We start from the raw sequence: 13,078 nt of genomic DNA, 5'->3' as shown, positions 1-13,078 counted from the left end.
AATATTAAATTTTGTAAACACTTCATTCCTTAGTGCTTACATTTAAAAAGCTTAGTGCATGGATATATAAATGCAAATTTGAGATGTACATTTTAAGCGCGGTGCGTAATTTACAGCTACCGCGCGAAGGGCTAAAGTGGGCGGGTTGCGCCCGACGGACGTTGGGCCAGAAATTTGAATGGAATTGTGTATGGATTACCAGAACGACGACTTACGCATCAGAGAGATCAAAGAGTTACTTCCTCCTGTTGCCTTGCTTGAAAAATTCCCCGCCACCGATAAAGCAGCCCAAACCGTTGCGCAGTCACGTCAGGCGATTCACCGCATTCTGCATGGCGAGGATGATCGTCTGCTGGTGGTGATCGGTCCGTGCTCGATTCACGATACTCAGGCTGCGCAAGAGTATGCGTCGCGTCTGCTGACATTGCGTGATGAGTTGAAAGACGATCTCGAAGTGGTGATGCGCGTTTATTTTGAAAAACCGCGCACCACGGTGGGCTGGAAAGGGCTGATCAACGATCCCTTTATGGATGGCAGCTTCCAGATCAACGACGGCCTGCGCCTGGCGCGCAAGCTGCTGGTGGATATCAACGACATCGGTTTGCCTGCAGCGGGTGAGTTCCTCGATATGATCACGCCACAATATATGGCCGATCTGATGAGCTGGGGCGCGATTGGCGCGCGTACCACCGAATCGCAGGTGCACCGTGAACTCTCTTCCGGTCTCTCTTGCCCGGTGGGCTTCAAAAACGGTACCGACGGCACCATCAAAGTGGCGATTGACGCGATTGGTGCCGCCAGCGCGCCACACTGCTTCTTGTCGGTCACCAAATATGGTCATTCGGCGATTGTCGAAACCAGCGGTAACGAAGATTGCCACATCATTCTGCGCGGCGGCAAAGAGCCGAACTACAGCGCTGAACACGTGGCGGCAGTGAAAACCGGTCTGGAGAAAGCAGGCTTGCGTCCGCAGGTGATGATCGACTTCAGCCATGCCAACAGCAGCAAGCAGTTCCAGCGTCAGATGGTCGTTGCTGATGACGTGGCGCAGCAAATTGCCGGCGGTGAGCAGGCGATTACCGGCGTAATGATCGAGAGTCATCTGGTGGAAGGCAATCAGAGCCTTGAAAGCGGCAAACCGCTGGTGTACGGGCAGAGCGTGACCGATGCCTGCATCGGCTGGGAAGACACTGAGAAAGCGTTGCGTCAGCTGGCTCAGGCGGTCAAACAGCGTCGCGGTTAAGATTTGTGGCAATAAAAAAGGCCAGACTTGCGTCTGGCCTTTTTGCGTTTCAGCGGTCGCTTACTTCGCTTTACCCTGGTTTGCTACGGCTGCGGCTTTCGCAGCGATCTCGTCAGCATCACCCAGATAGTAACGTTTGAGCGGCTTGAAGTTCTCGTCGAACTCATACACCAATGGCACGCCAGTTGGGATGTTCAGTTCGAGAATCTCGTCTTCGCTCAGGTTGTCGAGGTATTTAACCAGCGCACGCAGTGAGTTGCCGTGTGCAGCAACAATCACTTTCTCACCGCTCTTAATACGCGGCAGAATGCTTTCGTTCCAGTAAGGAATCACGCGTTCGATGGTCAGCGCCAGGCTTTCGGTGGTTGGCAGCTGCGCGTCAGTCAGTGAAGCGTAACGCGGATCGTGGCCAGGGAAACGCTCATCAGCGCGATCCAGCTCTGGTGGAGTGATGGCAAAGCCACGACGCCACTGTTTCACTTGCTCGTCACCGTATTTTGCGGCGGTTTCAGCTTTATCCAGACCTTGCAGCGCACCGTAGTGACGCTCGTTCAGACGCCAGGTTTTCTCAACCGGCAGCCAAGCCTGATCCAGCTCATCCAGCACGTTCCACAGGGTGTGGATAGCGCGCTTCAGCACTGAGGTGTAAGCGAAATCAAACACGAAACCTTCTTTCTTCAGCAGCTGACCGGCTGCTTTGGCTTCAGTGCGACCTTTGTCAGACAGATCAACGTCGTACCATCCGGTGAAGCGGTTTTCCTGGTTCCACTGGCTTTCGCCGTGTCGCACCAGTACCAGCTTAGTTACGGCCATAGCTTTACTCCTTAATGCTCGATTTACGATTAGTATTGAAACCGGCTGCGGCCGCTGAGAAGCGGCTCACTAATAGCGCCATACCATAGCGGAAAACAACGCACGGCGTAAGCCTGTCGGCAGCGCAGTGCGCGTTTTTCATCCGGTGGCTCAGTGCGGCGTGAAGCGATAACGCGTCACGGACTGCCAGCTGTCGCCGGGTTGCAGCCAGCAATCGGGCTGCGGCCACTCTGCATGGTTGGGCGAATCCGGTAAAAATTCGCTCTCCAGAGCGATGCCCTGGAAAGCAGTATAGCTGTCCTGCTCACGGGCGCGTGTTCCTGCCAGATAGTTGCCGCTGTAAAACTGCAGCGCCGGGGCGGCAGTAAACACGCTCAGCTCCAGCTTGCCATCCGCAGACCACAAATGGGCGGCGGGCTGGCTGCTGTCGCCAGCGGTGTTGAGCAAAAAGGCATGGTCATAGCCTTTCACCGCTTTTTGATCGTCATCGGCGAGGAACTCATCAGCGACGCGCTTCGGCTGGCGGAAATCAAAACTGTTTCCCGCTACCTCTTTCAGCGGCGCGTTAGGAATACCTTCGCTATCCACCGGCAAGTAACGATCGGCGTGCAGTTGTAAGCGATGCTGGCGCGCATCACCATGATGCGCATCAAGATTAAAGTAAGCATGGTTGGTCAGGTTGACCGGGCAGGGCTTGTCGGTTTGAGCTTCGTAGCGAATCGACAGGCAATTATCATCATCAAGTTGATAGATGACATCGGCGATTAAATTGCCGGGATAGCCCTGATCGCCATCCGGCGAATCGAGGCGATAGTGCACTTCGCTTTCGCTCTGACTGAGGATCTGCCAGCGACGCTTATCGAAACCTTGCGGCCCGCCGTGCAGCTGATGTGCGCCCTGATTCGCCGCCAGCAACAGATTAAGCGGCTTCAGTTCGGCCGAGGCGATGCGGTTTGCGTAGCGGCCAATGGTCGCGCCAAGATAAGCATCCTGATGCAGATAATCAGACGGCGTGGCGCAGCCGAGCAGCGCTTCACGCACGCTGTGATCCAACATGGGCACGCGCGCTGACAGCCAGGTCGCGCCCCAATCCATAAAGGTCGCGACCATGCCGTTGCGATTGCGCAGCACGGTGATGCGCCACGGTTGCCCGTCTGGCGCGTGGGAATTCACATCACTTACCATTGGCCTGCTCCTGCGGACGCTTTGCACACGTAGAAAGTCTCTTTGATGCCGGTTTGCGCCTCATACTTCTCGGCCACCACCGCTTTCACCGCATCGACCAGATCGGTCGGCATCAGCGCCACGATGCAGCCACCAAAGCCGCCACCGGTCATACGCACGCCGCCGCGCGGGCCGATTTCTGCTTTCACAATCTCAACCAGCTGATCGATTTGCGGCACGGTGATTTCGAAATCGTCACGCATCGAGGCGTGCGATTCAGCCATCAGTTCGCCCATACGTTTCAAATCGCCAGCGCTTAACGCATCGGCTGCTTCCAGCGTGCGTGCATTCTCGGTGATGACGTGACGTACACGTTTCGCTACCAACGCATCCAGTTCGCCTGCTGAGGCTTCGAACTCTTCCAGCGTCACATCGCGCAGCGCCGGCTTATTGAAGAAGCGCGCGCCGGTTTCACACTGTTCACGACGCGTATTGTATTCGCTGCCCACCAGGCTGCGACGGAAGTTGGAGTTGATGATCACCACTGCGACATCTTCCGGCATCGATACCGCGCGCGTACCGAGCGTGCGGCAATCCAGCAGCATGGCGTGATCCGGCTGACCGAGCGCGGAGATCAGCTGATCCATGATGCCGCAGTTGCAGCCGACAAACTGGTTTTCCGCTTCCTGACCGTTCACCGCAATCGCTGCGCCGTCGAGGTTCAACGCATACAGCTGCTGGAATACGGTGCCGACCGCCACTTCCAGCGACGCCGAAGAGCTCAGGCCCGCGCCTTGTGGCACGTTGCCGCTGATCACCATATCGACGCCACCAAAGCTGGCATCGCGTTTCTGCAGATGTTTCACCACGCCGCGCACGTAGTTGGCCCACATTGGCTCTTTCAACGGCTCGATCGGCGCATCCAGCGAGAAGCTATCCTGCTGATTGTCGTAATCAACGGCAATCACGCGCACCTGACGATCGTCGCGTTTGGCGCAGGCGATCACGGTTTGATAATCGATGGCGCACGGCAGCACGAAGCCATCGTTGTAATCGGTGTGTTCGCCGATCAGATTGACGCGGCCCGGCGCCTGAATGCTGTGCGTGGCTGGATAGCCGAAGGTGTCAGCGAATACCTGTTGAGTAATGGATTTTAATGACATTTATTGCGCCTCGCGGAAATGGACATCGCTGACAGAACGCAGACGTTCAGCTGCCTGTTCCGCCGTTAAATCACGTTGGGTTTCGGCCAGCATTTCATAGCCAACCATAAATTTGCGTACCGTGGCTGAACGCAGTAACGGTGGATAGAAGTGCGCATGCAGCTGCCAGTGATCGTTACTTTCGCCGTTGAACGGCGCGCCGTGCCAGCCCATCGAATAGGGGAAAGAGCACTGGAACAGGTTGTCGTAGCGGCTGGTGAGCTGCTTGAGCGCCAGCGCCAGATCGGTGCGCTGCGGCTCGGTGAGATCGGTGATGCGTTTCACATGGGCTTTCGGCAGCAGCAAGGTTTCAAACGGCCACGCCGCCCACCACGGCACCACCGCCAGCCAGTGTTCGGTTTCCACCACCGTGCGGCTGCCATCGCTCATCTCACGCGCCGCGTAATCGACCAGCATCGGCGTGCCTTTCTCGGCAAAATAGTGACGCTGATGGTCATCTTCTTTTTGCGCTTCATTCGGCAGGAAGCTGTTGGCCCAAATCTGACCGTGCGGATGCGGGTTGGAGCAACCCATCGCCGCACCTTTGTTTTCAAACACCTGCACCCACGGATAGTGCTGGCCGAGATCGGCGGTCTGTTCCTGCCAGGTACGCACGATATCTTCCAGTCCGCTCAGTGGCAGCTCCGGCAGCGTTTTGCTGTGGTCCGGCGAGAAGCAGATCACCCGGCTGGTGCCACGCGCGCTTTCGCAGCGCATCAACAGGTCGTCGCTCTGCGGTGCATCTGGCGTGTTGGTCATCAGCGCGGCAAAGTCATTGGTGAACACGTAAGTGCTTTTATAGTTAGGGTTTTTGTCACCGGTAATGCGGGTGTTTCCCGCACAGAGGAAGCAGTCAGGATCGTGCGCCGGCAGTTGCTCCAGCGCCGGGGTTTCCTGCGCACCTTGCCACGGACGCTTAGCGCGATGGGGTGAGACCAGCACCCATTGATCGATCAATGGGTTATAACGGCGATGCGGGTGATCGACCGGGTTAAATTTTTCCATGATGAGTCCTGGTAAACGGCAAACAGATAAAAATGATTTTGATCAAAGTAGCACAAAGACCAGCGTGAAAGCGTGATCCAGTCTGGATAAATGGTATCGTTTACACAAGGTGACGATTCTCATTTTATGGGGTTATCAGTGCTATTTGCTTACTTACCAGGCAATGAAATGGTAACGCTTACATTGTAGGGTCGCCATTCATGGCGACCGCTATTTAACGCAGCGACTCTTGCAGAAAACCGTAACCCTGTTCCTGCGCGACAAAACTCAGGCGGTGAGTGATGCACTGCGGGGCATCTTCGGCGTGGTGGGAAACAAACAGCAGTTGCGTGCGGCCTTCGCCAATCAGCACATCGACAAAGCGACGCACCAGCTGGCGGTTAATCGGATCCAGCCCTTGCAGCGGTTCATCGAGGATCAACAGCGTAGGATGCTTCACCAACGCGCGCGCAATCAACACCAGCCGCTGCTGTCCCCACGACAAACTGTGGAACGGCGCATCGGCCAGCTGATTATCCATACCGAGCAACGCCAGCCACTGACGCGCCAGCGCTTTTTGCCGATCGGACACCGCCTGATACAAACCAATCGAGTCAAAGAAGCCGGAGAGCACCACGGTGCGCACATTGCAGCTGACGCGATAATCGAGGTGCAGGCTGCTGCTGACGTAGCCGATATGCTGCTTGATATCCCAGATGGTTTCACCGCTACCGCGTCGGATGCCGAACAGCGTCAAATCGTTGCTGTAACCCTGCGGATGATCGCCGGTCACTAAACTGAGCAGAGTAGATTTACCCGCGCCGTTCGGCCCCACGATTTGCCAGTGTTCGCCGGGATTAACCTGCCAGTTCAGGCCATCAATCACCGCTTTATCGTTGTACGACACCACGCCATTGCGCAGAACCACGCGCGGCGCATCTTCGGCCAGCTGCGGCAGCAGATCGGGTTGATCCGCTTCCGGCAGCGCCATGCCATCAAGCGTTTCGCTGTGCGCCAGCTGCGCCACCAGCGCTTCAGCCAAAATCGCGCGACGCTCGCCTACGTGGGTTAGCGTGCATTCCGCCAATACGCCAACCTTCTCGACAAAATCGGGAATATCATCAAAGCGATTGAGCACCAGCACCACGCTGTAACCGCTTTGATGCAAATCATTGAGGGTTTGCGCCAGGCTGGCGCGCGACGCCACATCCAGGCCATCAAAAGGTTCATCGAGGATCAGCAGATCCGGCTGCGCCATCAGCGCCTGACACAGCAGCGTTTTGCGCGTCTCGCCGGTGGAGAGGTATTTGAAGCGACGCTCGAGCAGATAAGTGATGCCAAACTGCTGCGCCAGCGCCTGACAGCGCGCCTCATCTTTCACTTCGTCCTGAATGATCTGCGCGGCGGTGCGGCCGGTATCGTCTTCGCCTTCACTCAGCAGATCGGTGTTATTGCGTTCCCACTCATCGCTGACCAGTTTTTGCAGCTGCTCTAACGAAAGACGCGTGCGGCGCTGAAAATTCTGTTGCACGCTGCCTTTGCCGGGCTGCAATTCGCCGGAAAGGGCGCGTGCCAGCGATGACTTGCCGCTGCCGTTGGCACCGACGAACGCCCAGCTTTCGCCGCTGTTGAGAATTAAATCGTTGAGGGAGAGTGCTCGGGTGTCGCTAAGGTGAAACGTGCCTTGCGAAATTTGCAATGAAGCCATGATTTATTCCGTTTTATGCATCGTGCTGCTCAGTTTTAGCCAGCGATGCAAGCGAAGTCAAATCATGGCGTGGATTTCAGAGCAGTGTGGCGATGATGGCGTGTTCGGCATTAAAACTGGCGGTGACGCTGGCGCCAACCTGCAGATTCTGCTGTTTCACCGCGTCATTGCTGACGGTCGCGCACAGCGTTTCGCCGCTCGGCAACGCCATCAATACTTCGCTGACCTGATCGCCAGGCTCAATCGCGCTGATCTGCGCGGCCAGCTGATTATCGCTGCTATCGGCGGCGTGACTGACGTGAATCCACGGTGCTTTAATCAGCACCAGCACCTCTTTGCCGCTGTCGAGTTGCAGGCGTTCAGCGCTGCGGGCGGTAATTGCCACCTGCAGGCGCGTCACGCCATCGGCAAGCAGCACCTCAATGTGTTGCTGTATCTGCTGATGATCGCTGGCCAGCACCGTACCAAACAGCTGATTGCGCGCGCTGGTTTGCAGCGAGAAGCGCGCAATCGCTGCCAGCAAACTGTCGAGCGGCAAGCTGTCGTTTTGCAGCGCATTGAAGGCTTTCTGTTGAATTTGCTCCATCAATTGGAACAGCTGAATCAAGCGCTCGCCATAACGCGTAAGCTGCGCACCGCCGCCGCCTTTGCCGCCAGTCGCGCGATCCACCAGCGTTTGATCGGCCAGCTGATTCATCTCATTGATCGCATCCCAGGCACTTTTGTAGCTGATGCCCGCCAGTTTCGCGCCCTGGCTAATCGAGCCGGTTTGCTGCACGCGTTTCAGTAATTCGATGCGACGCGGATCGGCAAACAGCTTTTGCTGAAGACGAATATGGAGAGAAAGTTCTGCCTGCATGTCAGCTCCTTAGGTTAATCAGCTCAGTTTACTGCTTAAAAGTAAAAGCACGAAAAGGGCAGTGCGTTTTTTTCGCTAAACGTTACAATCACTTTTTTATTTTCTGCGTGAGGTTTCCATGCTGGAACTGTTAAAAAGCCTGGCTGTGGCTATCATCATGGTGCCGATTGTGATGGCTATTATGCTCGGTCTGATTTACGGCCTGGGTGAAGTTTTCAACGTCATCTCAAAATTTGGCCGCCGCGACGATCGTCCTGCCAACAGCTCACAACACTAATTTCTCAACGCCCGCTTCCTGCGGGCGTTTTGTTTCTGAACTTCCGTAAAATCCTGCCGATATAAAGCTCATGACGCATTTGTGCGTGCGTTGTATTATAAAATATATAACGTAATGAGGAGCAACAAATGCCAACAATCAATTACCGCTGGGCTGCTGCAACCGTTTTAGGTGTTTCGTTGGCGGGTCACGCCGTGGCCGCAGAAAAAATTACCGTGTTCGCGGCGGCGTCGCTGACCAATGCGCTGCAGGAGATTGCGACGCAGTATCAGAAGAAAAGTGGCGTAGAAGTGGTCTCGTCTTTTGCCTCTTCTTCGGTGCTGGCGCGCCAGATTGATCAGGGCGCACCGGCCGATCTGTTCATCTCTGCCGATCAGCAGTGGATGGACGATGTGGTGGCGAAAAACAGCGTGGTGACCAGCACGCGCTATACGCTGCTCGGCAATGATCTGGTGCTGATTGCGCCGAAAAGCGCTGGGGCTAAAGCGGTCACCATTGACAGCAAAACCGACTGGAAAAGCCTGCTGAAAGGCGAGCGTCTGGCGGTGGGCGATCCGGATCACGTGCCCGCTGGCATTTATGCCAAAGAAGCATTACAAAAACTCGGCGCGTGGGACGCTTTATCCCCGCAGCTAGCGCCGGCTAATAATGTGCGTGCCGCGCTGGCGCTGGTTGAGCGTAATGAAACGCCGTACGGCATCGTGTATGGTTCGGACGCGGTGGCCAGCCAAAACGTGCAGGTCGTGGGACGATTCCCGGAAGATAGCCACAAGCCAGTGGAATATCCGATGGCGATTGTCAAAGAACATCAGAACGCAACGGTAGAAGCCTTCTACAACTATTTGCAGGGGCCGGATGCCGCTGCCGTGTTTAAACAGTATGGATTCACGCCGAAGAAATGATATTGAGCGATCCCGAATGGCAGGCCGTTTTTCTCAGCCTGAAAGTGTCCTGTGTAGCTGTGATCTGCAGCTTGCCGTTTGGCATCCTAATGGCCTGGATTCTGGCGCGCTGCCGCTTTCCGGGCAAAACCCTGTTGGACAGCATCGTCCATTTGCCGCTGGTGCTGCCGCCGGTGGTGGTGGGTTATCTGCTGCTGATCGCTTTAGGCCGTCGCGGTTTTATCGGCGAATGGCTGTATGACTGGTTTGGCTTCACCTTTGCCTTTAGCTGGCGCGGCGCGGTGATCGCTTCGGCCGTGATGGCGTTTCCGCTAATGGTGCGTGCAATTCGCCTTGCGCTGGAAGCGGTGGATACCAAACTGGAGCTGGCCGCCCGTACGCTGGGTGCCGGGCGCTGGCGCGTGTTTTTCACCATCACACTACCGCTCACCTTGCCAGGCATTATTGTCGGCACGGTGCTGGCCTTCGCCCGTTCGCTGGGCGAATTTGGCGCCACCATCACGTTTGTCTCCAACATTCCCGGCGAGACGCGCACCATTCCGTCGGCAATGTTCACCCTGATTGAGACGCCGGGTGCGGAAGGCACCGCAGCGCGACTTTGTGCGGTGGCGATAGCGTTAGCGCTGATGTCGCTGGTGGCGTCTGAGCTGCTGGCGCGCTGGGGCCGTAAACGGCTGGGAGCGGCATAATGCTAAATCTGCAGCTTTCTCAGCAGTTGGGCGATCACCTGCTCGACGTCAACGTCAACATTCCCGCCAGCGGCATCACCGCCATTTTCGGCGTGTCGGGTGCGGGCAAAACCTCATTAATTAACGCGATTGGCGGATTAACCCAGCCGCAAAGCGGGCGCATCGAGTTAAACGATCGCCTGCTGTTCGATTCGGCCACGCGCGTGAATTTGCCGCCAGAGAAGCGCCGTATCGGCTATGTGTTTCAGGATGCGCGACTGTTCCCGCACTATCGCGTGCGCGGCAATCTGCAATACGGCATGTCGCCCTCAATGAAGCCGCAGTTCAACGCGCTGGTGGCGCTGCTCGGTTTAGAGTCGCTGCTAACGCGTTTTCCCGCGTCGCTTTCGGGCGGTGAAAAACAGCGCGTGGCAATTGGCCGCGCTTTGCTGACCGCGCCCGATATTCTGCTGATGGACGAACCGCTGGCATCGCTCGATCTGCCGCGCAAACGTGAGCTGATGCCCTATCTGCAAAAGCTGGCAAAGCAGGTCGATATTCCGATTCTTTATGTGTCGCACAGCCTCGATGAAATCCTGCAGTTGGCGGACAACGTGCTGGTGCTGGATGCCGGCCAGGTGAAAGCCTTTGGTCCGCTGGAGAAAGTGTGGAGCAGTTCGGCGATGCGTCCGTGGCTGCCGCTCGCCGAGCGCACCAGCGTGCTGCGCGTGCAGGTGCTGGAGCAGCATCCCGATTACCCGATGACCGCGCTGTCGCTGGGCGATCAGCATATTTGGGTGAGCCGGGTGAATCAGCCGCTGAAAACGCCGCTGCGTATTCGTATCGCCTCGGCCGATGTGTCGCTGGCCTTGCAGCCGCCGCACAATACTTCGATCCGCAATATTTTGCCGGCGCAGGTGGTTGAGCTGCTGGAGATTGACGATCAGGTGGAAGTGAAGCTGCGTATTGGCATCAGCGAGTTATGGGCGCGCATTTCACCGTGGGCGCGCGATGAGTTGGGGATTCGTCCCGATCAGTGGCTGTATGCGCAGATTAAGAGCGTGTCGATAGCGGCATAACAAGCGGTCGCCATGAATGGCGACCCTACGGATTACAATACTTCCTGATAAATCACTTCGGCGATACCCGGCTCCAGGTTGGTGCCAATCACTTTTTTGGCGCGCGATTTGATGGCGTCATCGGCATTGCCCATCGCCACGCCTAATCCCACCTGTTCCAGCATGCTGAGATCGTTGTAGTTGTCGCCAAACGCCAGCACGTCTTGCATGCTAAAGCCCTGACTTTCAACCCATTGCGCCAGACGCTTGCCTTTGCTGTTGCCGCCTTTGGCGATATCCACCTGATCGTGCCACGACCATTCACACGCCAGACCGAGTTCGGCTTCGGTTCGTTCGGCAAACTGCTGCAGCGCGCGCGTGTCGGGATGCGACAGCGCGAATTTCCAGATCGAATCAGCGTCAATCGCCGCCTGCGCCAGGCTTGGCACCTGCAGGAACAGCGGACGCTGCGCTTCCGGCAATGATTGCGCCCAGTTAAGCGTCCGCGTCACATGGCCGGTTGGCGTCTGGTAGAGCATCGCATCATCGACATACAGCAGACCGTGGATGTTCTCCTCATCCAGCATCTTAATCACACGCGCGGCTTTGCTTTTATCCAGCGGATCGGCGGCCAGCACCTGTTTCGCCGGATAATCATACAAATAGGTGCCATTACAGCAGATTGCGGGTGTATCCAGCTTAAGTGCCTGATAAAAAGGGTGGATAGCGCAGTGGTGGCGACCGGTGACAATCAACACTTTCACGCCCGCCTGTTGCGCGCGGGCCAGCGCTTCGATGGATTCAGGCAGAATGGTTTTGTTCGGTGTCAGCAGGGTGCCGTCGAGGTCAAGGGCGATTACGCGGTAGCTCATTACACTTTCCGTCCGGGAGTTGGCAAAGCATTGAGTCTACACCCGGCAGCGGCCCTGAGACAAAAAACAGGGCACAAATGAATCCAGCGCGACAAAATGAAACGCGCTACAGTTATCCCTTTCATCAGGCAGCGAATAAGGAAAACGCATGAAACAAGTCGTGTATACCGCCAGTCCCGAGAGCCAGCAGATTCATGCTTGGCAGTTGCAGGAAGATGGCGCACTGACGTTATTGCAGGTAACGGATGTTGCCGGCCAGGTGCAGCCGATGGTGGTGAGCCCGAAGAAAGATTTCCTCTATGTAGGTGTTCGTCCGAATTTTCGCGTGCTGGCGTTCCGCATTGCGGCCGACGGTTCGCTGAGCCTGGCCGGTGAAGCGCCGCTGCCGGGCAGCCCAACCCACATCTCCACCGATCGTCACGGTAATTATCTGTTCTGCGGCTCGTACAATGATGCCTGCGTCAGCATCAGCCCGATTGGCAGCGAGGGTTTGCCGCAAGCGCCGAGTCAGGTGATCAGCGGCTTGGACGGCTGCCACTCCGCCAATATCGACCTGAACAACCAAACGCTGTTTGTACCGGCACTGAAGCAGGATCGCATCTGCCTGTATCAACTGAACGCAGACGGTACGCTGTCCCCGCGTGAACAAGCGCAGGTCACCACCGTTGAAGGTGCGGGTCCGCGTCACATGGCTTTCCACCCGAACGGCGCGTATGGCTACGTGGTGAACGAACTGGATAGCAGCGTCGATGTCTGGGCGCTGAACAATGTGCACGGCCAGGTTGAGCGCGTGCAGAGCCTCGACATGATGCCAAAAGATTTCAGCGACACGCGCTGGGCGGCGGACATCCACATCACGCCGGATGGCCGTTTCCTCTATGCCTGCGACCGCACCAGCAGCACCATTACGGTGTTCAGCATCAGTGAAGATGGTTCGGTATTGGCGATTGAAGGCTACCAGCCGACGGAAACCCAGCCGCGCGGCTTCAATATTGATCACAGCGGTCAATATCTGGTGGCGGCGGGACAAAAATCGCACCATATCGAAGTGTATAAGATTCAGGAGCGCGGCCTGCTTAATCCGCTGGCGCGTTACGCGGTAGGACAAGGCCCAATGTGGGTGGTTATCCACCAGCTGTGATATCTCGTAGGGTCGCCATTTATGGCGACCGGGTGCGCATAAATCTGCTGTAGGGTCGCCATTCATGGCGTAATGCCGATCAGTTAAGCCCGAAATGATCGGTTGAACGATCCTCCAGTTCTGCAAAAATCCGTAATCTCACAGGGATTACGGATTTTTTTATGTTACTCAGTCAGGCTCTCGATGC

13 protein-coding genes are annotated in these 13,078 nt (G+C 56.5%); 6 read left to right on the top strand and 7 right to left on the bottom strand.

The genetic code is table 11. The features are described 5' to 3' along the window. Window positions 1-190: 190 nt before the first annotated feature. Entirely contained in the window at window positions 191-1,243 is a 1,053-nt protein-coding gene (gene aroG / locus PanJK_RS10420) for a 3-deoxy-7-phosphoheptulonate synthase AroG (protein WP_256695949.1), read from the top strand. A gap of 60 nt (window positions 1,244-1,303) precedes the next feature. Here aroG and gpmA read toward each other — a convergent pair whose 3' ends face one another. From gpmA to modE, 6 genes are all read right to left on the bottom strand, one after another. Then, window positions 1,304-2,056, bottom strand: a complete 753-nt coding sequence (gpmA, locus tag PanJK_RS10415) for a 2,3-diphosphoglycerate-dependent phosphoglycerate mutase (RefSeq protein WP_008109047.1) — start codon at window positions 2,054-2,056, stop codon at window positions 1,304-1,306. Window positions 2,057-2,206: 150 nt separating this feature from the next. Next, on the bottom strand, window positions 2,207-3,241 hold the full coding sequence (gene galM / locus PanJK_RS10410) for a galactose-1-epimerase (protein ID WP_265299509.1): 1,035 nt from the start codon (window positions 3,239-3,241) through the stop codon (window positions 2,207-2,209). Then, window positions 3,235-4,383: a galactokinase gene (galK, locus tag PanJK_RS10405; protein ID WP_154153312.1), complete on the bottom strand. Its 1,149-nt coding sequence runs from the start codon at window positions 4,381-4,383 to the stop codon at window positions 3,235-3,237. The genes galM and galK overlap by 7 nt, the downstream gene beginning before the upstream one ends. Beyond that, a complete protein-coding gene (gene galT / locus PanJK_RS10400) occupies window positions 4,384-5,427 on the bottom strand; it encodes a galactose-1-phosphate uridylyltransferase (protein WP_256695953.1) in 1,044 nt (347 codons plus the stop codon). A gap of 214 nt (window positions 5,428-5,641) precedes the next feature. After that, on the bottom strand, window positions 5,642-7,114 hold the full coding sequence (gene modF, locus PanJK_RS10395) for a molybdate ABC transporter ATP-binding protein ModF (RefSeq protein ID WP_265299506.1): 1,473 nt from the start codon (window positions 7,112-7,114) through the stop codon (window positions 5,642-5,644). 76 nt (window positions 7,115-7,190) lie between these two features. Further along, a complete protein-coding gene (modE, locus tag PanJK_RS10390) occupies window positions 7,191-7,973 on the bottom strand; it encodes a molybdenum-dependent transcriptional regulator (RefSeq protein ID WP_256695955.1) in 783 nt (260 codons plus the stop codon). A 118-nt stretch (window positions 7,974-8,091) separates the two neighbouring features. On the opposite strand from modE, the gene PanJK_RS10385 reads away from it, so the two are divergent. The 4 genes from PanJK_RS10385 (at window position 8,092) to modC (ending at window position 10,899) form a co-directional block, all read left to right on the top strand. Next, window positions 8,092-8,250: an AcrZ family multidrug efflux pump-associated protein gene (locus tag PanJK_RS10385; RefSeq protein WP_007890616.1), complete on the top strand. Its 159-nt coding sequence runs from the start codon at window positions 8,092-8,094 to the stop codon at window positions 8,248-8,250. Between the two features lie 128 nt (window positions 8,251-8,378). Then, a complete protein-coding gene (gene modA / locus PanJK_RS10380) occupies window positions 8,379-9,152 on the top strand; it encodes a molybdate ABC transporter substrate-binding protein (RefSeq protein ID WP_256695956.1) in 774 nt (257 codons plus the stop codon). Continuing rightward, a complete protein-coding gene (gene modB, locus PanJK_RS10375) occupies window positions 9,149-9,841 on the top strand; it encodes a molybdate ABC transporter permease subunit (protein WP_176971419.1) in 693 nt (230 codons plus the stop codon). The genes modA and modB overlap by 4 nt, the downstream gene beginning before the upstream one ends. Then, the gene (modC, locus tag PanJK_RS10370) at window positions 9,841-10,899 is read left to right on the top strand and encodes a molybdenum ABC transporter ATP-binding protein ModC (protein WP_256695957.1); all 1,059 of its coding nucleotides are present in this window, start codon (window positions 9,841-9,843) and stop codon (window positions 10,897-10,899) included. The genes modB and modC overlap by 1 nt, the downstream gene beginning before the upstream one ends. A gap of 32 nt (window positions 10,900-10,931) precedes the next feature. Here the strand turns inward: modC and PanJK_RS10365 are convergent, their stop codons facing one another. Next, the gene (locus PanJK_RS10365) at window positions 10,932-11,750 is read right to left on the bottom strand and encodes a pyridoxal phosphatase (RefSeq protein WP_256695958.1); all 819 of its coding nucleotides are present in this window, start codon (window positions 11,748-11,750) and stop codon (window positions 10,932-10,934) included. A 148-nt stretch (window positions 11,751-11,898) separates the two neighbouring features. On the opposite strand from PanJK_RS10365, the gene pgl reads away from it, so the two are divergent. Beyond that, window positions 11,899-12,891: a 6-phosphogluconolactonase gene (gene pgl / locus PanJK_RS10360; protein ID WP_256695959.1), complete on the top strand. Its 993-nt coding sequence runs from the start codon at window positions 11,899-11,901 to the stop codon at window positions 12,889-12,891. The last annotated feature ends 187 nt before the right edge of the window (window positions 12,892-13,078 follow it).

The sequence above is a fragment of the Pantoea sp. JK genome (assembly GCF_026130245.1).
GTDB lineage: Bacteria > Pseudomonadota > Gammaproteobacteria > Enterobacterales > Enterobacteriaceae > Pantoea > Pantoea trifolii.
The sequence above is the reverse complement of the archived record's forward strand: the minus strand, read 5'-3'. Positions and strand labels throughout refer to the sequence as shown.